Here is a 22,513-nt window from a genome sequence, read left to right as displayed (position 1 = left end):
TGGTAAAATCTTGAAGGTTTCTCTAACTTGGGTCAATGGGCTTAACTAGCGCACGAATTGCAATTGACGCGATGGGTGGAGATCATGCCCCCACAGAAGTAGTGGCGGGCGCGCTGATGGCACAGGAAAAATTTGGGGTTGATGTCATACTGGTGGGAGATCCCCAGCAGATTGAGGCATCCCTCAAAGAACACCACAGCAACTCACCATTGCCAGAAATTGTCCCCGCCGAAGGGACAATCGAAATGCACGAAGAACCATTAGGGGCGATTAAACGCAAGCCTAATGCTTCTATTAATGTTGCCATGAATTTGGTTAAACAAAAAAAAGCTGATGCGGTTGTATCTGCTGGTCACTCTGGGGCGGCGATGGCTTCGGCACTATTGCGGGTAGGACGCATTCGGGGTATCGATCGCCCCGCCATTGGCGCTGTCTTACCTACTATGGTGCGTTCTTCCCCGGTTCTGATTCTGGATGTGGGGGCTAATGTTGATTGTCGTCCTAAGTTCCTAGAACAGTTTGCAGTCATGGGAAGCATCTATAGCGAGTATGTTCTGGGTGTTGATAACCCGACTGTGGGATTACTCAATATTGGTGAGGAATCTTCTAAGGGTGATGACCTGGCGGTGCGGACTTATCAGATGCTACAAGAAAATTCTCTGATTTCTTTTGCTGGAAATGCTGAAGGACGAGATGTACTCACTGGTAAGTTTAATGTGATAGTTTGTGATGGCTTTGTGGGTAATGTACTATTGAAATTTGCCGAGGGAGTCGGAGAGGCGGTTCTCCAATTGCTGCGGGAGGAGTTATCTTCGGGACTGCGATCGCAATTGGGGGCTACTCTGCTGAAGCCTAGTTTAAAACGCTTTAAACAAAGGGTTGATCACGTTGAACATGGGGGGGCTTTACTTTTGGGTGTAGCCGGGATTTGCATTATTGGTCATGGGTCTTCTAAAGCCCCGACTATTTGTAATGCTATTCGCATGGCGCGAGATGCCGTTAATAATGAAGTTCTCGAACGCATTGATTTGCAGTATCAAAAACACCAAAAACAGGTGATTGAACAAGAGTCATAATCTGGCGATCGTCGGATTTGGTGATCAGCTATATGCTCTGGGGAAAATTAATAATTGATCATTGTTAATGTCAATTATCGATTTTACCCCCCCCTGCACCCTAACCACTCACATTTTGCCCCCTTTCATAGAAAAGAATTAAGGATAAATGACAACCACAGGTATAGCTATTACAGGTAGTGGCGCGGCTACTCCGTCGGTTTTACTCGATAATAACCAACTTTCTCAACTGGTTGAAACCTCCGATGAGTGGATTAGTTCCCGCACAGGTATTCGTCAACGGCGCTTGGCGACTACAGAGGTAACACTTAGTCACATGGCGGCATCGGCTTGCGAAAATGCGATCGCTATGGCTGGTTTACAACCTACTGATATTGATTTAATTATTCTCGCTACTTCCACCGCTGATGATTTGTTTGGTAGTGCTAGTCAAATACAAGCAAAAATTGGCGCTACTCAAGCCGTGGCTTTTGATTTGACCGCCGCCTGTTCTGGCTTTGTTTTTGGCTTGGTCACTGCTAGTCAGTTTATCCGTAACGGAGTTTATAAAAATGTGCTTTTAGTGGGGGCGGATATTCTCTCCAGATGGGTTGATTGGTCAGACCGCCGCACTTGTATTTTATTTGGAGATGGCGCGGGTGCGGTGGTTTTACAAGCCAGCGATCGCGATAATTTATTGGGTTTTGAACTCAAAAGTGATGGGAGTCTCAATAGTTCCCTTAACCTGGCTTTTCAACCAGAAGCTAAGGCTTTAACTCCCGAAATTACTATCGGTCAAGGTAAGTATCTACCCATTACTATGAATGGTCAAGATATCTATCGCTTTGCTGTTAAAAAAGTCCCGGAAGTGGTCGAAAAAGCTCTATTTCACTCCGGCTTAACTGCTGATGATGTCGATTGGCTTATCCTTCACCAAGCTAACCAACGGATTCTTGATGCTGTCGCTCAAAGGCTGAAAATCCCCCCCCATAAGGTGATTAGTAACCTCGCTAATTATGGTAATACTTCCGCCGCTTCTATTCCTTTGGCTCTTGATGAAGTAGTGCGATCGGGAAAAATACAATCCGGTGATATAATTGCTACAGCCGGATTTGGTGCAGGTTTAACCTGGGGTTCGGCAATCTTTAAATGGGGAAACTAATTAAAAGTTAAACCCCATTTTTTACTGTCCTATTTAGCTAAGGTTAACAAGCAAACAATAATGACTAAAACCGCATGGGTTTTTCCTGGACAAGGTTCACAGGCTGTCGGTATGGGTGCCGATTTATTTGATTCACCAGACGCACAACCTAAGTTACATCAAGCTGCTGATATCCTCGGTTGGTCTCTACCTGATTTGTGTCAGGGGGAGGCTGATAAATTGTCTCGCACTCTCTACACTCAGCCCTGTTTATATGTAGTCGAAACTCTCCTCGTTGATGCTCTCAAAAAACAAGGTCAAACTCCCGATTTAGTCGCGGGTCATAGTTTAGGAGAATATGTCGCTCTTTATGCTGCTGGAGTCTTTGATTTTGAGGCGGGTTTGCGTTTGGTTAAACATCGCGCCGAACTCATGGATAAGGCGGCGGGGGGACAAATGGCTGCTCTCATTGGCTTTAATGCTGAACAACTCAATCAACAACTAGAACAAACCGACAATGTGGTTTTGGCTAATGATAATAGTTCCGCTCAAGTCGTGATTTCAGGAACCCCAGAAGCCGTTGATAATCTCCTCAGTAAAATCAAGGTCAAACGAGCCGTTAAATTGAATGTATCGGGCGCTTTTCATTCCCCTTTAATGGCTGATGCTGCTACCCAATTTCAACAAGTTTTAGACTTAGTTCATTTTCAACAGGCTACCGTTCCGGTTTTGTCTAATGTAGACCCTACCCCCGCTACTGATGGGGAAATTCTCAAGGAACGTCTGGTTAAACAAATGACGGGTTCGGTGCGTTGGCGCGAAATTTGTTTACAACTTTCAGAACAGGGTATTCAAAAAGTGATAGAAATCGGTCCTGGTCAAGTATTGACTGGATTAATTAAGCGGACTTGTTCCGGTTTGACCCTAGAAAATTGCGATCGCATTCTTCCATCCTAATTTCTGTAATCCTAATTGTACTGGGAGCATCCCGCTCCCTTCCCAATCAATTATCAATTATTAATTATCAATTATTAATTATTAACTCACTTTCCACCAAAGGTATGGTAAAATGGAACTGGCTGCCTTGATTTTTCCCCAAAGAATCAGCCCAGATACGGCCTCCCCAACCCGTGACAATTTGCCTACCTATCGCCAATCCTAAACCCGTTCCCCCCACTGTGCGGCGTAGGGAACCCTCCTCCTGATAAAACCTATCAAAAACTTCCTCCAAGCGGTTAGGCTCAATTCCTCGTCCCGTATCAGCCACAGTCACCTCTAACATTCGATCGCCATTAGATTTAGCTTTAATAGTCACCTTACCCTCAGAACTGGTAAACTTGCAAGCATTATCTAACAGTTTAGTCAGCAATTCAACCAACCACTCACCATCAGCTTTAACTAACGGTAAATTATCATTAATTTCCACCTCAATTTTCGGCTTATTTTCCGCATATCTAGCACTCACACCACTAATCGCCAAATCAATACATTCTTCCAATCGCAAAGATTCCGGGTTCCAGTCCACTCTACCACTTTCTAAATGGGATAAAGTTAGAAAATCCTGCACCAATTTCCGCAGACGTTCCGCGTCAGCTTGAGCCGTTTCCAACATCACCTCTCGCATTTCCAAAGGCATATCTGGTTCCTGACTCAAAGACTCCAAACAGACCTGAATTGTAGATAAAGGAGTCCTTAATTCATGACCTGTAATGGCAATCAAATTGCTGCGAGTCCTTTCTAACGCTTCCAATTGCCGATTCAATTCCTCAAGATTTGCATGAGTTTCCGCCTGAATTAAAGCCGCCGCTAACTGAGTAGCGATCGCATCCATCAAAGACAGTTCATCATCTTCCCAACTGCGACAAACCGAATTACACTGATGCAATTCCACCATCCCCAAAAGCCGACCTTGCGACAAAATCGGCACCATCAACCAGCCGCCAATTTCCCATTTTTCAGCCAGTTTAGCCAAAATATTCTCACCCTCATCTATCCCATAATCCACCTCCCCCGGTTCCACCAAATACACATAACGTTGTTGTTGTAGAACCTGTCGAAATAAAGGGTTATTTTCCAGCCACCAAGTCTCTCCCCGTAAAGATTTAACCTTTGTTCCCTCCGGTTGTTCAGGACACGATCGCAGATATTCATGTTCAATAACAACACTTTTATCAGTAGACTTACACCGATAAATTAAACATCGATGAGCCTGCATTGCTTCCCCAAATTCACGAGTAGCAGTTTCCAGAACTTCTTCCGGGTCAAGAGACTGACGAATAGCCGCTGTGATGGAATTAACCAATCGCTCCTTCCACTCCTGAACCGCCAAAGAACGATAAACCCGCAGTAACTTATGTTGACCTGCTTGTAAATAAGTTACCAAACGATGAGCAAACGGATCATTTAGTGGCGAGTCTAGCTCAACTTCCGTCTTCGGATTTTGCCGAGATTTGCGAGTTGTCGATTTCCGTTTTTTATCCAGCTTTTTCGGTAAATTAAAGCTATTAACAGCCTCTTCAATTTTGCCTTGTATTTCCGGTCGATAATACTTAACTCTTTCTAGTAAAAGTATCGCGACTTGGGAACAAATCTGACGATTAGAAGTCCACACACCCTCAAAGGGACGCGCTGGGTCCATCGTCAACTGTTCTGACATCTCGGAATTTTCCGCTAAATCCTCACGTTCAATACAAACCAGACAGCTTGCATAATTCTCCCCTAACACCACTAAATTCCATTCCTTACTCAATATATCTTCCGGTGGAAAAGCCACAGTTTCATAAGCATCAGAAGCATTTTTAAACTCAGTTTCTGGTGCAGCCATCACATAAACTTGAGACGTTAAAGCAGCAATTCGCCGATATCTATGTGCTTCCTGACGATAAAACCTTTCTCGCTGAAATGTAGCAATCACCAACGGAGAATCTGACCCCGCCAACACCTGATCTTCCATAGCATGAGAGAGAGCAATTAGGGAAGATTTAAAGTATATTTGAGGTCTAATCTGTGGTTGACACTGCACCAATTCTGCTAGAATTGACATGGAAATGCTCATATATTTTTCCCCCGCAGATTTTCTTCCCAGGAAATTGTATAAAAGCGATCGCCATAATGGTCACAGGGGTAAACTGGGGGAATATGTACTGATTCTGAACGCGCCAACAACAGCCAATGACCACTTTCCGTCACATAGCCAATTTCTACAATATAGTCGCGATCGCTCATCGGTACCGGAATATACCATTCCTGCGTTAACTCATCGCACTCATATTGTTTCATACTGTGGGGACGCTGCTTATCCATATCGATCCAGGTGACATCGTAAACCCGCAGCGCCAGTTGTTTACCTCCTTTTTGTCGCAAGGGTTCTCGATACTCATTACCAATATCCCAATAAGCATAAGCCCAACTGGGATCTCGTGGCAACAACACGATACATTTCTGATTATAGCCACCCGGTAAATCCGGGAGTCCTTCATCTACATCCAAACCTATAATTTCGCCATCATCCTGTTGACCTACATTGAATTTTTTCGATTCCACATCTAACTGACTGCGATCGTCTCCTCCTCCCACTACCCACGCTTGACCACCTGTTAGCGTTGCTTGCTTCAAATTCTCATCCGCCTCTCCATCCCTTTCCGACACCTCATCGGAGGAATCTCCTAACTCAATTTCCGCTACCTCACAAACCTCCTCAGTTTCCACATCTTCCACAACTGACGATTCCGAGACCCTTTCCGAATCCGAATCCCCAATATCTGCTACCTGGTAACTCTCCTCACTCTCCTCAGTTTCCACATCTTCCACATCTTCCACATCTTCCACATCTTCCACATCTTCCACATCTTCCACAACTGACGATTCCGAGATGACTTCCGAATCCGAATCCCCAATATCTGCTACCTGGTAACTCTCCTCACTCTCCTCAGTTTCCACATCTTCCACATCTTCCACATCTTCCACATCTTCCACAACTGACGATTCCGAGATGACTTCCGAATCCGAATCCCCAATATCTGCTACCTGGTAACTCTCCTCACTCTCCTGAGTTTCCACATCTTCCACAACTGACGATTCCGAGACCCTTTCCGAATCCGAATCCCCAATATCTGCTACCTGGTAACTCTCCTCACTCTCCTCAGTTTCCACATCTTCCACATCTTCCACATCTTCCACAACTGACGATTCCGAGATGACTTCCGAATCCGAATCCCCAATATCTGCTACCTGGTAACTCTCCTCACTCTCCTGAGTTTCCACATCTTCCACCACCTCTGATTCCGAGATGACTTCCGAATCCGAATCCCCAATATCTGCTACCTGGTAACTCTCCTCACTCTCCTGAGTTTCCACATCTTCCACCACCTCTGATTCCGAGACCGTTTCTGAGACTGTTTGGGAATCGAAAGTTTTGGCTGATAGTTGTGGAGAAATAAGCGTTGATGTTTCTTCAGCTTTAGTATCAGAGGATACAGAAGTTTTTGCCGATTCATGGAATGCTTCGGTTGTAGATGTATCCTTTGACATCTGCGATAAGGTTGTTGATGCTAAATCCGGGGTTGGTTCAGGTTGAAGGGATTGTCCTAAACCCTCAGTTTTAGCCGGTGCTGACCTCAAATAGCGATCGCGCTTTCTCCAGAGCAGAAAAGCAATTAAGACAGCAATAGGTAATAGTATTAATAGCCACAGGAGAAACTGTCCCGACGATGAAGCCCCCACCAATCCGGCGGGGTCAGTCCTACTAGGTGCTGATTCTACAGACCTTCCCTGTAAACTCTCCGATAAAGGTTCAGCCTGAGATAAAACCACTCCATTGGTCGCCAACCCAGTCGAGGTCCAAGCCATTCTCGAACGATTTGGGTACAATTGAGCAGAGACCAACCTAGAAGTCGCCAAAGACTTAGGAGCGAGAGCAAGGATACAGACCAACGCCAAGGTAGCAATTGATGTTTTTCTTTTATATGACATAAGTGGCAGACCCACAATCGGGATGTTCCAGTCAGCATTACACAGAGCCTGCTCGCATTTTATCATAACAATGTCGCCCCATTTACCACAAAGGTTTAGGACTAAGGTTAAACAACCGACGACCAATCAGGCTGAGGATTTAGGTATCGATTGGGTGGGGGTCTCCACGGAGCCAGATTAATAAAGGTAGGAGTTATCAATTAGGGGATTTGTTATATGTTGTATTAACCTGATACATTTCAGCTTTTCCATGGCAATATAAGGGCAGGTTCAAGATGGTTAAGCTATCCTCCGCCCTAGGGTTTCTATGGTTGGTTTCTAACTATCATCTCTAGTTTCTTCAGAAGAACCGGGGGAAGATTGATAAAGGTTATCTAGCTGAGTTCGCGCATCTTGGACTGAGAGGGAACGCATAACCAGCAAAGGTTCTTTGAGTACATTTCCTGACTCATCTAGTAATTCGGGATGGATGTTCTGAGAATTTCTGGAATCTGCTGACCTAGAGCCACCCGCTGAGTGAGAATTATAGCGCTGAGACTCCATACCAACAGTCAACAGGCTACGAATTAAATTGCGTACTGCTATAAATGCCAGAGTCGTAAAAGCCAGAATATAAAGCAGATGTAACATGATTTACTCCTTGGGGTAGGGATAATTGATGAAAACTGGGCCTTGTTAAAAGCTAATGAATCGAGGCTAAGATTTTGTTCTATTTAGCACAACTTTACCGTAAATTAGGGATCAACCGCTACAGTTTCTCTAAAAATCGAAACCGGGAAAGGAACAGTTGAGAAAAACTACCTATAGCCTGGGGTCGCTAGAACTTAACTGGGATTTCCATTTTCGATCTGGGGTTTCGATTCCAAACGAAAGCGGTTAGCAATGCGCCAACAATCAGTTAAGAGTTGATGCCACGGCATTAGCACCTTCATTTCAATCCCGGCTTGACATCCGGTGGCGTGAAACAGTGTTTTAGCGGTGTTGACCTCTTCCTGGGCTTGTTTAATGCGATCTAGGACTTCTGATTGTTGCTGTTCACTCAGAAAAGGGATGTTCTCAGTTTCCAGGAGTTGTCGCGATCGCCCAAACCAATATTGGAAGTCTTCCAGCATCGGCTCCAGAATTGCCTTGAGCAACTCAGTTTCTGAGGAGTTATGATTCAGCATAGCATCGAGATGAAAGTTGATTAACCTTAATGATCATATTAACACTCTTTACAATTCTTAACAATTTTCTTAACAAAAGTTTTAGGATATGGTCCCACAAACTGTCAAGATAAATTTGAGCAGATCTGCCCTAGTTTAGCTACAATAGGCTCATCGTGGAAGGCTAAAGCCTGGTCCGATGGCGATCGCCTCCTTCCATTCCAGCAAAGGCTTGGAGTCTGAGTCAGCCTGACCACCAACCCAAGCCAGTACAAACAAACAATTTACAAATTGATCATCGATGGCTATCGAAAATTCACAGGCAACCTCAGAACAGCCCCAAAAAATCCATCTTCCCAAAACCAGCCAATCTGATCAACTAAAAAGGATTCGCCACACCACTTCTCATGTAATGGCTATGGCAGTCCAGAAGTTGTTTCCCAAGGCTCAAGTAACTATAGGACCATGGATTGAAAACGGCTTCTACTATGACTTTGATAGCCCGGAACCTTTTACGGAACAAGACCTAAAAGCCATCAAAAAAGAGATGGTAAAAATCCTCAAGCGGAAACTACCCGTTATCCGGGAGGAAGTTAGCCGGGAAGAAGCCCAAAAGCGCATTGAAACCCTAGGAGAACCCTACAAGCTAGAAATCCTGGCTGACCTAACGGAACCAATTACCATTTACCATCTGGGCGATCAATGGTGGGATTTATGCGCCGGACCTCACGTGGAAACTACCGGAGATATTAACCCAAAAGCGATCGAATTAGAAAGCGTGGCCGGAGCCTATTGGCGGGGAGACGAAACCAAAGCCCAACTCCAACGCATTTACGGTACAGCCTGGGAAACCCCAGAACAACTCGCAGAATATAAACGCCGGAAAGAAGAAGCGCTAAGACGAGACCACCGCCGTTTAGGGAAAGAATTAGGACTATTTATATTTTCCGATCAAGTGGGTCCGGGGCTACCTCTGTGGACTCCTAAAGGTACAATTCTGAGGACAACCCTTGAGGACTTCCTTAAACGAGAACAGGTGCGGCGGGGATATCAACCAGTGGTTACTCCCCATTTGGGGCGGGTCGATTTGTTTAAAACCTCTGGTCACTGGCAAAAATACCGCGAAGACCTCTTTCCCATGATGGGAGAATCAGAGGATGAGGGGTTTGTCCTCAAGGCTATGAACTGCCCCTTCCATGTACAAATTTATAAATCTAGTCTACGCTCCTATCGGGAATTGCCCATCCGTTTGGCTGAATTTGGGACGGTTTACCGCTACGAACAGTCGGGGGAATTGGGAGGATTAACCCGTGTGCGCGGCTTTACCCAAGATGATGCTCACCTGTTTGTTACCCCGGAACAGTTGGATGATGAGTTTCTCAAGGTGGTTGATCTGATTCAGTCTGTCCTCAAAAAACTCAAGTTGGATCAGTCCTTTAAAGCGCGTTTGAGTTTCCGTGACCCTAATTCTGATAAATATATCGGTTCAGACCAAGCCTGGGAAAAGGCAGAAAATGCGATCCGCCGCGCGGTGGAAACTCTGGGAATGAATTATTTTGAGGGTATTGGTGAGGCTGCCTTTTATGGTCCTAAGTTGGATTTTATGGTTCAGGATGCTTTGGAACGAGAATGGCAGTTAGGAACGGTTCAGGTGGATTATAATTTACCAGAAAGGTTTGATCTCGAATATGTGGCCGAAGATGGAACCCGCCAGCGCCCGGTGATGATTCACCGCGCCCCCTTTGGGTCCCTGGAACGGTTGATCGGGATTTTGATTGAGGAGTATACGGGGGATTTTCCCCTCTGGTTGGCTCCGGTAATGGTGCGGTTGTTACCTGTTAGTGACGAGTTTTTGCCTTTTGTGGAGTCTGTGGCTGAAAAATGGCGATCGCTTGATATTCGCGCCGAAGCTGATCACAGTCACGATCGCTTGGGTAAAATGATTCGTAATGCAGAAAAGGCTAAAATCCCAGTTATGGCTGTGGTGGGGGCTAAGGAAGTTGAGTCTAATAGTCTCAGTATCCGTACCCGCGCACTAGGAGAATTGGGGACCTTGACCGTGGCGGAAACCCAAAGCCGACTACAATTTGCGCTCGCTAACTTGGCTGATTTTTAGCCAGGAACGGTTAAAACCTGCTATGATTCCATATATGGCGGTTCCGGTTCTCCCATGAAGTTGGCATAACCCAATAGTTAACCTAGTTGGGACTAACAGTATTTCCGGGGGAAGTGCGATCGCACCCTCCGGTATCTGCCGATTAACAGTGGGCTATCCCCCACGCCACTCTATCAATATCCTATACTCTCCCTAAATTACATCTTTTTTAGCCGACCAAATTATGATGGCTGCTCTTTCGGTTGACTAATGTTAGTAGGTATTTTCCATTTACTATATAATAGACCGAGACTAACTAAATTAAAAGAAACCTTATTTATGAATACCGTCAAACAAGAAATTGAGTTGTTGCTGAAAAATTTACCGGAGGATTGCAGTCTTGAGGATATTCAATATCATCTTTATGTTATAGAAAAGTACCGCCAGGGTATTACTATTGCAGATAGTGAACGAAGATTAACACAAGAGGAAGCGGAAGGTTTAGTAAGTAAATGGGTTATCAAGTAGTTTGGTCACCGACAGCCATTGATGATATCGATGCGATCGCGGCTTATATTGCGCGAGACTCAGTTTCCTATGCGGCGGCGGTGGTACAGAGAATCATTGAGGCTACCAGAAATCTGAGCAAGTGTCCCCTCTCCGGTGGTATTGTTCAGGAGTTTGGTGACGAAACCGTTAGAGAACAGTTTGCTTACACTTACCGGATTATCTACCGTATTCAGGGAGATGTCGTAACGGTTGTGGCTGTGGTTCACGGTAAGCGATTGTTAAAACTGGATTTGAATACTCACTAGATCCTATATACTGAGGAGCTTAATTTAATCGCAGATTAGTTGAACCAATTAGGGCGATGCGCTACCATACTAAGTATGGTGCGAGACCTTCGGGTATGAAATAGAGCTGAAATGGGCGAAATAACTACCCGGTGAGGACTTCAACCCCTTGGTTGATTGGGTCGCATCCCTGACCATCCCATAACACAGCCTAATTTTTGGGCTCATCTTCGAGACTTCCAACATGGCCAGCTAGGTGAAGGGAAAAATCAGGTCTAAGACTACCAAGCTAAACAGTGCTTTGGGATCATCTTTCTCAAAGCTTTGCGGGATAACGCCTCCATTACCTTAACAGGTAATGGTGCTATCGTTGCATTATCCGGAACCGGAAAAATGTCGCGTAAATGTATCAGAAACCACAGAGACACGAGTACACAGAAATTTGATCTGTTCTGTCTTTGTGGTTTATTTCTGCTCAGACCATTTACAATTTGTGATAGGGGCAGCCTAACCATCCCTCAAAATGGCGCTGCTGTTCCGGGGTGGGTTCTTCCACAGAGGTAATTTTATAAGCACTAGGACGGGGCGATCGCAGTATAGCTTCAGAGGTTCGCAATTCGTCTTGATGGAAGAAACTTATATGGACTTCATCTCCTGGTTGAAAGTCTAGCAAGCGATCGCTAATATTTTCAATGCTCACCCGAAAACCATTGATAGCTAATAATTCATCCTCAGCATCAATTCCCGCCAATTGTGCTGGACTTCCCGCTTCCACAAATTTAACTATTGTCTTTCCATTTTCCGGCGCTAGTCGCCAACCTAAATCCGGAACACTATCATTATTTTGAGGTTTAATTACTAAACCAAAGGGTTGTAAATAATCATTTAAAGGCAGTTCTTCAGTACCATGAAGATAGCGATTAAAGAAATCATCTAAATCCATTTCCGCCACCGAAGCGATCGCCGACTGTAACTCCGCCGCCGTATAGCCCTTTTCCGATTTCCCGAATTTTTCCCACATTAGCACCATCACATCATCAAGCGATCGCCGATTTCCATGACGGTTACGGATCAACAGTTCCAGCATAAATGACACCAATTCCCCTTTTAAATAGTAGGACATTTGATTGTTGTCACTATAAGCATCCCGGCGATACAACTTAATCCAAGCATCCCAACTCGACTCACCCAGGGGTTGAACGAACCGCCCAGGAGTCGTCAAAAATCGGGAAATATCCTTAGATAAACCATTCAAAAAATCCTTAACCTCAACAATACCAGCTCGGTAAATAATCCAGCCATCATAATAGCTAGTTGCTCCCTCACAAAACCACAAAGAAGTCGTATAACATTCGGATTCATAGTTAAACACTTCCAACTCTTTCGGGCGTAAGCGCTTAACATTCCAGAGGTGAAAAAACTCATGAGCTACCAACTGCATAAAGCGGTTATACTTATCCCGGTCTCGCAATCCCAACCTGGGATAATTAAGAGAGCAGGAATTTTTATGCTCCAGTCCCCCATAACCCTGACTCGACAAATGCAATAGAAACACATAGCGGTCATAGGGAAGACCTGAAAATAGATTGCTAACCTCCTGAATAATTTTCCGACCATCTGTAATTAAGCGATCGATATCACCATTTCCTTGGCCCCAAATTGCCCATTGATGAGGTTTTCCAGCCGCTTCAAAATCATAAACCTGATGGGTGCCAATCTCAAAAGGACTATCAACCAAAGTATCAAAATCCGCCGCCTCAAAGGTATTTTCCACCCCGGAAACGGACGGTAAACTGGTAGTAACCCACCAACCCTTTGGAGGTGCGATCGCCACTCGGAGCGGCAAATTTTCCCATCCCGGAACATAAAAAAACAGAGCCGCCCCATTAAAATAGCCGTGGGTGCTATCCAAATGGTTAGTTCTTACCGTCAACTCATTGGCGTAGATACGGTAGTTGACTATTAGCGAGTCCGACTCTCCTGCTTGTACCCGCCATGTATTTTTACTGACCTTAGACCAAGACAGAGATTTACCATGGCGCGCGCATACCTGAAAATCCTGCAAATGTCTTGCATACTCCCGCACCATATAAGAACCCGGAGTCCACACCGGCATTTTCAAATCAATCACCCCGGAGTCCACCACCGGACCCCCCCAATTTGGTCCAGAGATTTGCAACCGCACCTCAAACAAATGAGACTCCGGTTCAGACATAGAAACCAGGTAATGGGTGGCTACCGTCGAGTCAGCGCCCTCTGGGGAGGGGGTTCTAATAGCTTGAGTCATTAAACAGGAAAATAGCGACAACATCAGGGCTATTTTAGCTCAAGCCCCAAGAGCAAAGGAGCCAGCCACTAAAGGAAAAACTTACTGATTAGCCAATTGATTAAGGTGTTTGAGGTTAATCAAATGGATTACCTGACGTTCCGTATCAATATTAATCCAACCCTTACTATTGAGTTTTTCCATAATTTTGCTAGTCTCTTCCAGACTGATATCAGTAACATGAGCCAAATCTTGTTCAGGAATGTTAAAAATATCAGCCCCTTTTTCCGTCAACTGGCCATAATTTTCCGCCAACTCCACCAAAGTATTAGCCAGCTTAACCGCCGGAGGGCGGTGTCGGATCTGATAACGCTGGTTAGTTTGGCGCAAACGTCGCACCATCAGTTGCAACATTCGATGATGGAGTTGTGGGTCTTTAAACAGCGTTTGAATAAATCGTTGAGCCGAGACACTAATCAATCGTACAGAGGACAAAGCAATCACATCATTGGATCGGGGAGATTCATCCAGAATCGCCATTTCGCCAAAAAAATCACCTCGCCCCAAAATAGCCAGGGTGACTACATTATCGCCCGACAGTCGCCGTACCTTGACCCACCCGGAAACGATGAAATAAACTGCATTTCCCCAAGCATCCTCCATCACGATCGCGCGATTAGCTGGATACTCGTGCTTCACAGCCACCGACAACAACCATTCCAGAGTTTCTGGGTTTGCCCCTTTAAAAAGAGGAAAAAGCTCACTAAAAGCCTCAGTCTGCATGAGAACTCGCGCTAAGTCAGAAGTTTTATGTTGACACACCACCTCACAAACTGCAAGGGGCTTCGAGATTTCGATCACTAGAGATTTGAAGTTACCCATGATTAAGGCTTGCGCCCATAACCTAGGCATCGGTGCTTCTCAGGCTATGTTGTACTCCCCCACCAATCCCGGCGGTATAGCGAGAGACCCCGAGTAGCATTAAAGGAAGGCAAATATAATTATACCAAGAGAAGCTACCTATACAGCCCTTTCAGTAATTATGCAATAAGCCTTCCCTCGTCCCTCTCCCCAGGTGGGATTCCGGTTGAGGGTGAGAGTAATGTTTTCAGCGACTCCCGAACCAACTATAAAGCCCATCAAGTTCCCCATTTCTCCCAAGTCCATACCCTAATCTCAAGGGGCTAGTCCCAGATAGTCCCTAACTCTAGTACAACACTTATAAGTGCAACACCTATATAATTATCAGCAAAATCCTGGGGAAATTGAGCAATCGGCTACAATGGCCATAAACTGATAAACAGTAGTATATGTCCACGCTTGGGAAAGGTCTAATCCTAATTTCAACTATCTGAAACCGATTGCCCCTGAATATGAGCACAGATCCAACCTGTTGGTAAAGGTTTATGAAATCCGCATCTTCAAACAATTCGATGCCTCAAAATCCTGCTGTATCTGCTACCGTTGATGTCGATGTCATCGATGGAGACGGAAACATTTTCACATCTTCCCGTCGCCCGGCGGGTAACTCTTCGGGGGGTAAACCCCCCCACGGTAATAACCCATCATCCTCTGGGTTAGCCCGCACCAGTGGGAATTTCTCGAATTTTTTAGCCCCTCTAAAAAAAGAAACCTTTGTTGAAGTTGTTAAAGATGTTGAAAATAAACTAAAAACCGTTAACGAAACCCTGTCGATGCTCGACAATCTCCTGGATGCCCAGGGATTCGAGGCAATTCTTAACGAAATGTTATCCTCGATTACCTTTAAAACAGGAGAACTTCTCAACGCCGATCGCACCACGATCTGGCTGATGGACGAAGAAAAGCACGAACTCTGGTCTATAGTTGCTAAAGGAGAAGACGGAGAACCCTTAGAATTAAGGATTCCCGCTAGTGCTGGCATTGCTGGGGAAGCAGCCACCCACAAGAAAATCGTTAATATTCCCTACGATTTCTATGATGATCCGCGATCGGCGGCCGCCAAAAAATTTGATGAAAAAAATGGCTATCGTACCTACACTATGATCGCCATGCCTCTGCTGAACGAGAATGAGGATCTAGTAGCGGTAGTACAACTATTAAACAAACTCAAACCCGATATTAATCCATCATCCCCCCTACAGGAAAAAGTCGATACTATCGGCTTTACAGGGGAAGATGAACAGGTGTTCCATGAGTTCGCCCCGTCCATTCGGCTGATCCTGCAATCGTCTAAATCCTTCTATTCAGCCACCCAGAGACAGCGAGCCGCTTCCGCGCTCATGAATGCCGTTAATGCCCTCAGCAAAAGCAGTCTCGACCTCCAAGAAACCCTCACCAATGTGATGGATCAGGCTAAAGAGTTAATGAATGCCGATCGCAGCACTCTGTGGCTACTAGATGAAGACCGAGACGAACTGTGGACAAAAATTCCCATTAATGGCAATCTGACCGAAATCAGGATTCCCCGAAATGCAGGATTTGCGGGAACTGTTGCCGAAAGTGGTGAGCCTTTACTGATCCCCTTCGATGTATACAAAGACCCTCGCTCTGAACAATCGAAGAAAACCGACCAAAAAACCGGTTATCGTACCTGTAGCCTCTTGTGTATGCCAGTTTATAATGCCGACAAGCAACTAATCGGTGTTACCCAACTGATTAACAAGAAAAAACAAGGGGAGTACGCCCCTTACGACCCGGCTAGTTGGCCAGAGGCTCCTGAGCAATGGAAAGCCAGCTTTAATAAAAACGATCTCGAATTTATGCGGGCTTTTAATATCCAAGCTGGGATTGCTCTTCAGAATGCCAAACTCTTCCAAAAGGTCAAAGAACAAGAGCAAAGACAGAAAGACATTCTCCGTAGTCTGACTAATGGAGTGATTTCTTCCGACAAAGAGGGTCGGATCATTGCTACCAATGAATGTGCTATGGAATTACTGGGACTCACTGAATCCCAGGTAACTCAAGGCTTATCGGTACGAGAGTTGATCCACCTCAAAGATGGTGATTTCGCCCGGTGGTTCGATTTGGCTTTGAAACCTAAAGATGCTAAAGACCGCCAACAATATTATCCCGATCAAACCCTGTTATCAGGGGCTTCGGAAATTCCCCAAAGTATTAACCTGTCCATCAATTCCATGTCTGACATTAATGATACTGAAAAAGTCAGCGGGGCTTTGGTGGTCATGGAGGATATTAGCGGGGAAAAAGAAGTTAAGAACTTGATCTATCGGTACATGACCCCTGCTGTGGCGGAATCTCTGTTAGCTAGTGGTGAGATTAAACTAGGGGGAACCCGTAAGGATGTTACGGTTTTATTTAGTGATATCCGCAGCTACACCACCCTCACCGAAAAGTTGCAGGCTGAGGAAGTAGTTAGTATGCTTAACGAATATTTTGAGGAGATGGTCGATACAGTCTTGAATCATCAGGGAACCCTAGATAAGTATATTGGGGATGCTTTGATGGCTGTATTTGGTTCTCCTGCGCCTCTACCAAATCATCAGTGGATGGCAGTCCAGGCGGCGGTGGAAATGCGTTACCGTTTGATAGAGTTTAATGATCTGCGTGTGTCTAAAGGACTGATGCCTATTAAAATTGGTATGGGTTTGCATTCTGATGAGGTAATCAGTGGTAATATTGGCTCTAGCAAGCGGATGGAGTTGACATCTATTGGAGATGGCGTTAACTTGGCTTCTCGCTTGGAGGGTACCAGTAAGCAATATGGAACTGATATTGTAATTAGTGAAAATACTTATCTCCCTAATGCCGCGCGCCTGATTGTTCGCGAACTTGATTTCATTACGGTTAAAGGTAAAAGTCAGCCCGTCAGGATTTATGAGTTGGTTGGTATTCGGGAAGGAAAACAGGCTAGGCCAATTTCTGACGAACAACAACAAATTATCTACCATTACCATCGTGGTCGGGAATTTTACCTGAAACCCGCCATGGAAAAACTCACTGATACCGATATCGTTCCACTTTTGGCACAACTGGAAGATTTTTCTCAGTCCCAACTTAAACAACTCTCCTACAATGAACGTGAACTTATAACACAAATGTTGGAAGAGATGTCCCTTCTCCAGTTGGAGGAGATTCTTGGCTCAAATACTGTCCGACGATTATCTCTGGCCCAGTTACCAGCTACGCCACCGGAAGAAATGGCTGATCGGATGGAGGAAATTCTTAGTGGTTTAACTCCCCGCGAAACTAAAAAAATGCTGGTCGCTAAACTTCAGCAGTTTACTGCTAATGATGAAACTAAGCAGATGTTAGCTGATGAAGGGGCGCACCTGGCTGTTAGTGCTGTGCGTAAACTCATCGATCTGTGCCGCAAGAAATTTGCCTCGAAGGCTAAAGAAGCCTTTAGAAATGCTAAACACGAATTTTTGGCGGTTTTGGCGATCGATGCTCAAAATAAAGCAGCAAAACTTCATGTCGATCGGTGTATACTATATGAGACCACCAAGCCCCCCAGTGAAACCTGGGATGGTGTTTGGAAGCTCACAGAAAAATAGTGCAGGGGGCTGTTTTCCCTCACCGTTTCTCTGTTGGGGCTTTGGGTCTCACAACTAATCAGAAAATCCCTAAGCCTCATCAAGGCTTGGGGGTGTGTCAACGGAGAGGTTTGCGCCTCCCCATCTCGGAGATGGCGGGTTGGCTATTGATGGGTAGTGAGGAAATTGGTCGTCAACCCCGGATCTTAGATTTCAGCCTGAACCAAGTTTAGATTAGATAATGACTGAGTTAAACAGACCGTATTCTGACCGACAATGGATAGAACAGGTGAATGACCTGTTGATTGAAGTTGCTCGCTCGGCTTTAGCTGATATCCCTAAATTACCTGCTACTGTTTCGATTTCTGCACTACCTCTGGCGCAACAGGCGATCGCTATCAAAAATCAAGCCGGTCTCTACCAGTCTACTAATTGGCAATGGCAAGAAGCAGATCTTGAGTGGGTGGGCCAGGTGCGAGAGTTTCTGTTGGAATTGTCTCGCATTGCTTTATCAGATCGCCCATCACTTCCTGAAAATATTGCCCATCGTGCTTTGATGTTGGCGGAAACATCCCAAGATATTCAGGAAGCCTTGGAAAATAGCGAACCTATTGCCACTTCTCCTACAGATGAAACTGGGGAAGGTTCCGACAATATCGATGTTAATGGTCGGTTTAACCAATTGCGAGATCAGCTCAAAACTGAGTGCAGTAGTAGTGTTAATCCCCATGACCCTCTATGGCAGCAGATCTTAACATTGTTGGATGTGGCTCAAACTCAATATAATGATTTGCCAAAAAACTAGCTCCTTGACCCTTGGAGATGATGGATAAATTCTCCGGGAGAGGGTTGATTTTTCGATGTTTTTATGGTAAAATGTCGGTTGCGTATTTTAGTCAACCAAGTCTGACCTGGTTTTTTAGTGTCATCAGTTTATATGGAATCAGACGGTCAACCTGCCAGTTTATCAGGAAGTCCTACCTACGGATTTTCGGATCTGGTGGGTGCTGTTATTGCATTATTCACCCTCATTTTTCCGTTAATAGCGATCGCTCGCTACTCCCCGAGTCAGTTACAAACGCGACCATCGCCACAGCCTGGGCAGATTAGTACAACCCCATCAGTCAAACCGGCTCCCGAAGGGCTATGATTTGGGCATTAGGATATATAGATAGTTCTGGGGTTCTCTGGGATATCCTGATGATTCCCTTGTGAGTTAAATTCTCCACCAGGTAGTTATTTCGAGCATCTCAGCTCTATTTAATACCTGAACGTATCGCGCCGCTATAAACTATCATAGTAAATCATGGGTTTCCAACCCCGTGCTTCCAGCACGGCTTTACATTGGAGACACTTCTCACTAAAATACACATAGTTCTAGTGAGAAGCTATGTACCTGACTCAAAAGAACCAGATACGAGGACTTCCAGTGCGAGAGTTTAAGGCCTTGGGGGAACTCTGCCGACTGAGTAAAAATCTCTACAATGTAGGAATTTACACTCAATGGCAGTATTACTTCCAAGATGGGAAACATCTTTGCTACGAGTCCAACTATCACTACTGTAAGGGAAACTCGAACTATAAACGGTTGAACACCGATATAGCCCAACAAACTCTTAAAGTAGTCGATCGCACTTTTCGGAGCTTCTACCGTTTGAGCCAGGCCCTCAAAGAGGGGACCTTTCCACAGAAAGTTAGACTCCCTGACTATCTGCCCAAAGACGGTTATTTTGTCCTGATTATGCCGAGGGTTCAAATCAAGGACGGAAAATTTAGGGTTCCCGTGTCTGGCGACTTGGGCAACTTGCGGGGCGAAATTTGGATTCCTTTCCCGGAAAGAAGAAGCGCACCGATGCGAGCCAAGGAAGTTCGGATTCACCCTCGATATAATGCCCGTTTTTTTGACGTGGAGTTTATTTACGAGGTGGAAGAAACTCCCGTTCCCACCGAACCCGATACGGCTCTAGCGATCGATATGGGACTGGACAATCTGGCTACTTGCGTCGATACCAACGGGGCATCCTTTATCGTGGATGGCAAAAAACTGAAATCCCTTAACCGTTGGTACAACAAAGAGAACGCCCGACTGCAATCGATTAAAGATTTGCAGAAAATCCAGGGAATAAAGGAGCGCCAGACTAGGGTAACGCGGAATCGCCATAACAAGGTTAGGGATTATCTCAACAAAGCCGCCCGTTACATTGTTAATCACTGTATCGAGAACCGAATCGCGAAAATTGTGGTCGGTTTCAACGTCGGCATCAAGCCGGAGATTAATATCGCCAGCCCCAATAATCAGAACTTCCTTCAAATTCCGCACGCCAGCTTGAGAGCTAAACTGAAAGCCTTGTGCGAGAGATACGGTATCGCCTACGTTGAACAGGAGGAATCGTATACTTCTAAAGCTAGTTTTCCTATTGGGGGATAAATTGCCGAAACACCGATGAACCGAAAGAGCATAAATTCTCTGGCCAACGGGTTAAACGGGGGTTGTATCGAACCAAAGATGGTTTTCTGGTTAACGCGGACTGTAACGGCGTGGCTAATATCTTGAGGAAAAGTAAGCACAATGCTTTAAGCGGAGTGTCTAGGGGTTGTTTGGCACAACCGTTAAGAGTGAAAATCTCTGAAAAATCTCCGCCTTCTACGGCGCTAGAGTGTCAACCGGAGGCTAACCTTGCGGCTATAGCGCGGGGCTTATCGGCGGTTAAGCTAAGTTTCTGGGTCAACCCTGAGCAAGATTTGGCAAGCACTGGGGTAAGGGTAATCCTATCTCAGCCAGCCTAGCCTCTGAATAAATCCCCTTAGTGGGAAGTATGAAACATCAACTTGGAGAACGACAAATATGGACTTATCACTTATTCCCCCGGAACCGAAACCGGGATTGGTCAATGTGTTGATCGAAATTCCTGCGGGGAGTAAAAATAAATACGAATTTGACAAAGATTTACAAGCCTTCGCCCTAGATCGGGTTTTATACTCCTCTGTCCAGTACCCCTATGATTATGGGTTTATCCCGAATACTTTAGCGGATGATGGAGACCCCCTTGATGGCATGGTGTTGATGGATCAACCGACATTTCCTGGTTGTGTGATTGCGGCGCGGCCCATTGGTATGCTAGAAATGATTGATGGTGGCGATCGCGATGAGAAAATTCTCTGTGTTCCTGCCAAAGACCCCCGCTATAGTGAGGTAAAATCTCTGAAAGATATCGCCCCTCACCGCCTAGAGGAAATTGCGGAATTTTTCAGAACCTACAAAAATCTTGAGAAAAAAGTCACAGAAATTCTGGGTTGGCAAGATGTGGACAAGGTACAAGCTATAGTGCAAGCCTCTTGCATAAAATCAGGTAATTTCCGGTAACAGGCGGAAATTACTCCTCAAAGGAGATGTAAGATGCAGGTCCAGGATTAGACCTACGTTAAGGGGGTGATGACACCATCGGGTGAACGCCAGCCTGTTGCTCTGTCGTCTATCTTTAAGAAACGAGATGAGTGGATTTGTAAGCTCCAGTGAGCTAGACGTAAAAAGCCCCTTTAACATGACCGAAGCCAACATTACCCCATCTGGGAGATGGCTTAAATGCCAAATTACCCAAATTACGTTTTTGTGGTTGACACATTGGGGCAACCGTTAAGTCCCACTCATCGGGCCAGAGCCAGAAAGCTGTTGAAGCAGGGTTTAGCCGCAGTGTTTAGGACTTATCCATTTACAATTATACTCAAGAAAACTGTTGAGAACCCGGGCAATGAACCATTACGGCTCAAGTTAGACCCAGGGGCATCAGTGACGGGTATTGCCTTAGTTAATCAGAGTCGGGACACAGTTATCTGGGCGGCTGAATTGACTCATAGAGGAGATAGAATCCGAGCCAAGTTAACTGCACGTCGCGTGGTTCGCAGCCACCGTCGTTGCCGAAAAACTCGTTACCGTCAAGCCCGATTCAATAACAGAAATCGCCAAGACGGATGGTTGGCTCCCAGCCTCAAACATCGAGTTGAAACCACCTTGACCTGGGTAAATCGACTGATTTCTTATGGCCCGATAACAGACATATCAATGGAGTTGGTACGATTTGACACCCAAAAGCTGCCCAACCCGGAAATATCTGGAGTTGAATACCAGCAAGGGGTTTTATTTGGATACGAGTTGAGAGAATATCTCTTGACGAAATGGCAACACCAGTGTGCCTACTGTGGTGGCCAAAATATCCCTTTAGAAATCGAACACATTCAGCCAAAAAGCAAGGGTGGTTCCGACCGAGTTAGCAATCTGGCTATTGCTTGCCATAAATGCCATCAGAAAAAAGGTTCTCAGCCGCAAGGATGACGGAGAAAGCCTACCGATACCGATTTTACCCGGAACAGGAAAACCTGTTGCGGAGGACTTTGGGTTGTGTTCGCCTGGTGTATAACAAGCCATTAGCCACGGGGACTGATGGTTGGACTTCGCTCACCAACCAAGGTTGGTACGAGGGACAAGAGGGCATTGATCACGTCGAGACTTCTTCGATGCTGAGGAGCATGATTTAATCTCAAATTAGGTTAACATTTTAGGGCAATACGGTATA

At 45.4% G+C, this 22,513-nt stretch carries 20 protein-coding genes and 3 pseudogenes; 16 read left to right on the top strand and 7 right to left on the bottom strand.

Annotated elements, in window-relative coordinates; all coding sequences use genetic code 11:
* The first annotated feature begins 35 nt into the window (after positions 1-35).
* The 3 genes from plsX (at position 36) to fabD (ending at position 3,153) form a co-directional block, all read left to right on the top strand.
* On the top strand, positions 36-1,076 hold the full coding sequence (plsX, locus tag NLZ44_RS19170) for a phosphate acyltransferase PlsX (protein WP_493750808.1): 1,041 nt from the start codon (positions 36-38) through the stop codon (positions 1,074-1,076).
* A 148-nt stretch (positions 1,077-1,224) separates the two neighbouring features.
* A complete protein-coding gene (locus NLZ44_RS19165; protein ID WP_493750807.1) occupies positions 1,225-2,217 on the top strand; it encodes a beta-ketoacyl-ACP synthase III in 993 nt (330 codons plus the stop codon).
* 60 nt (positions 2,218-2,277) lie between these two features.
* Positions 2,278-3,153, top strand: a complete 876-nt coding sequence (gene fabD / locus NLZ44_RS19160) for an ACP S-malonyltransferase (protein WP_493750806.1) — start codon at positions 2,278-2,280, stop codon at positions 3,151-3,153.
* 67 nt (positions 3,154-3,220) lie between these two features.
* Here fabD and NLZ44_RS19155 read toward each other — a convergent pair whose 3' ends face one another.
* The 4 genes from NLZ44_RS19155 to NLZ44_RS19140 all read right to left on the bottom strand — a co-directional run bounded on the left by NLZ44_RS19155 (position 3,221) and on the right by NLZ44_RS19140 (position 8,333).
* Positions 3,221-5,251, bottom strand: coding sequence for a DICT sensory domain-containing protein (locus tag NLZ44_RS19155; protein ID WP_493750805.1), 2,031 nt, complete (start codon positions 5,249-5,251; stop codon positions 3,221-3,223).
* Positions 5,248-7,167: a DUF4912 domain-containing protein gene (locus NLZ44_RS19150; RefSeq protein WP_493750804.1), complete on the bottom strand. Its 1,920-nt coding sequence runs from the start codon at positions 7,165-7,167 to the stop codon at positions 5,248-5,250. The genes NLZ44_RS19155 and NLZ44_RS19150 overlap by 4 nt, the downstream gene beginning before the upstream one ends.
* 318 nt (positions 7,168-7,485) lie before the next feature.
* Positions 7,486-7,797: a DUF2973 domain-containing protein gene (locus NLZ44_RS19145; protein ID WP_493750803.1), complete on the bottom strand. Its 312-nt coding sequence runs from the start codon at positions 7,795-7,797 to the stop codon at positions 7,486-7,488.
* Between the two features lie 194 nt (positions 7,798-7,991).
* Entirely contained in the window at positions 7,992-8,333 is a 342-nt protein-coding gene (locus tag NLZ44_RS19140) for a DUF2605 domain-containing protein (RefSeq protein WP_493750802.1), read from the bottom strand.
* Positions 8,334-8,613: 280 nt separating this feature from the next.
* Between NLZ44_RS19140 and thrS the strand changes: the two genes are divergently transcribed.
* The 4 genes and pseudogenes from thrS to NLZ44_RS19120 form a co-directional block, all read left to right on the top strand.
* Complete coding sequence (gene thrS / locus NLZ44_RS19135) at positions 8,614-10,428, top strand: threonine--tRNA ligase (RefSeq protein WP_493750801.1); 1,815 nt, start codon at positions 8,614-8,616, stop codon at positions 10,426-10,428.
* A gap of 318 nt (positions 10,429-10,746) precedes the next feature.
* Positions 10,747-10,935, top strand: a complete 189-nt coding sequence (locus NLZ44_RS19130; RefSeq protein ID WP_006617130.1) for a hypothetical protein — start codon at positions 10,747-10,749, stop codon at positions 10,933-10,935.
* Complete coding sequence (locus NLZ44_RS19125; RefSeq protein ID WP_006617129.1) at positions 10,920-11,222, top strand: type II toxin-antitoxin system RelE/ParE family toxin; 303 nt, start codon at positions 10,920-10,922, stop codon at positions 11,220-11,222. Before NLZ44_RS19130 ends, NLZ44_RS19125 begins: the two co-directional genes overlap by 16 nt.
* Positions 11,223-11,510: 288 nt before the next feature.
* Positions 11,511-11,600: pseudogene (locus tag NLZ44_RS19120) on the top strand (RNA-guided endonuclease TnpB family protein); the annotation flags it as partial.
* Between the two features lie 85 nt (positions 11,601-11,685).
* Here NLZ44_RS19120 and NLZ44_RS19115 read toward each other — a convergent pair.
* The 3 genes from NLZ44_RS19115 to NLZ44_RS19105 all read right to left on the bottom strand — a co-directional run bounded on the left by NLZ44_RS19115 (position 11,686) and on the right by NLZ44_RS19105 (position 14,634).
* The gene (locus NLZ44_RS19115; protein WP_493750800.1) at positions 11,686-13,488 is read right to left on the bottom strand and encodes a M61 family metallopeptidase; all 1,803 of its coding nucleotides are present in this window, start codon (positions 13,486-13,488) and stop codon (positions 11,686-11,688) included.
* A gap of 81 nt (positions 13,489-13,569) precedes the next feature.
* Entirely contained in the window at positions 13,570-14,250 is a 681-nt protein-coding gene (locus NLZ44_RS19110) for a Crp/Fnr family transcriptional regulator (protein WP_008050490.1), read from the bottom strand.
* A 237-nt stretch (positions 14,251-14,487) separates the two neighbouring features.
* On the bottom strand, positions 14,488-14,634 hold the full coding sequence (locus NLZ44_RS19105) for a hypothetical protein (protein ID WP_493750799.1): 147 nt from the start codon (positions 14,632-14,634) through the stop codon (positions 14,488-14,490).
* A 266-nt stretch (positions 14,635-14,900) separates the two neighbouring features.
* Between NLZ44_RS19105 and NLZ44_RS19100 the strand changes: the two genes are divergently transcribed.
* From NLZ44_RS19100 to NLZ44_RS19060, 9 genes and pseudogenes are all read left to right on the top strand, one after another.
* Positions 14,901-17,963, top strand: coding sequence for a GAF domain-containing protein (locus tag NLZ44_RS19100; protein ID WP_493750798.1), 3,063 nt, complete (start codon positions 14,901-14,903; stop codon positions 17,961-17,963).
* Positions 17,963-18,175, top strand: coding sequence for a hypothetical protein (locus NLZ44_RS19095; protein WP_006617125.1), 213 nt, complete (start codon positions 17,963-17,965; stop codon positions 18,173-18,175). The genes NLZ44_RS19100 and NLZ44_RS19095 overlap by 1 nt, the downstream gene beginning before the upstream one ends.
* 8 nt (positions 18,176-18,183) lie before the next feature.
* The gene (locus NLZ44_RS19090) at positions 18,184-18,747 is read left to right on the top strand and encodes a hypothetical protein (protein WP_493750797.1); all 564 of its coding nucleotides are present in this window, start codon (positions 18,184-18,186) and stop codon (positions 18,745-18,747) included.
* 132 nt (positions 18,748-18,879) lie between these two features.
* Positions 18,880-19,092 (top strand): TLTLP motif-containing protein, encoded by a 213-nt coding sequence (locus NLZ44_RS19085; RefSeq protein WP_006625958.1) that lies wholly within the window; start codon positions 18,880-18,882, stop codon positions 19,090-19,092.
* Between the two features lie 240 nt (positions 19,093-19,332).
* Positions 19,333-20,370 (top strand): RNA-guided endonuclease InsQ/TnpB family protein, encoded by a 1,038-nt coding sequence (locus NLZ44_RS19080; protein WP_493750796.1) that lies wholly within the window; start codon positions 19,333-19,335, stop codon positions 20,368-20,370.
* Between the two features lie 62 nt (positions 20,371-20,432).
* Positions 20,433-20,729 (top strand): hypothetical protein, encoded by a 297-nt coding sequence (locus NLZ44_RS19075; RefSeq protein WP_493750795.1) that lies wholly within the window; start codon positions 20,433-20,435, stop codon positions 20,727-20,729.
* 58 nt (positions 20,730-20,787) lie between these two features.
* Positions 20,788-21,306, top strand: a complete 519-nt coding sequence (locus NLZ44_RS19070; RefSeq protein ID WP_493750794.1) for an inorganic diphosphatase — start codon at positions 20,788-20,790, stop codon at positions 21,304-21,306.
* A 219-nt stretch (positions 21,307-21,525) separates the two neighbouring features.
* Positions 21,526-22,260: pseudogene (gene iscB, locus NLZ44_RS19065) on the top strand (RNA-guided endonuclease IscB); the annotation flags it as partial.
* Positions 22,261-22,268: 8 nt separating this feature from the next.
* A pseudogene (locus NLZ44_RS19060) lies at positions 22,269-22,460 on the top strand (helix-turn-helix domain-containing protein); the annotation flags it as partial.
* Positions 22,461-22,513: the final 53 nt, after the last annotated feature.

The organism is Arthrospira sp. PCC 9901 (genome assembly GCF_059013425.1).
This window is presented reverse-complemented; position numbering and strand designations above follow the sequence as displayed.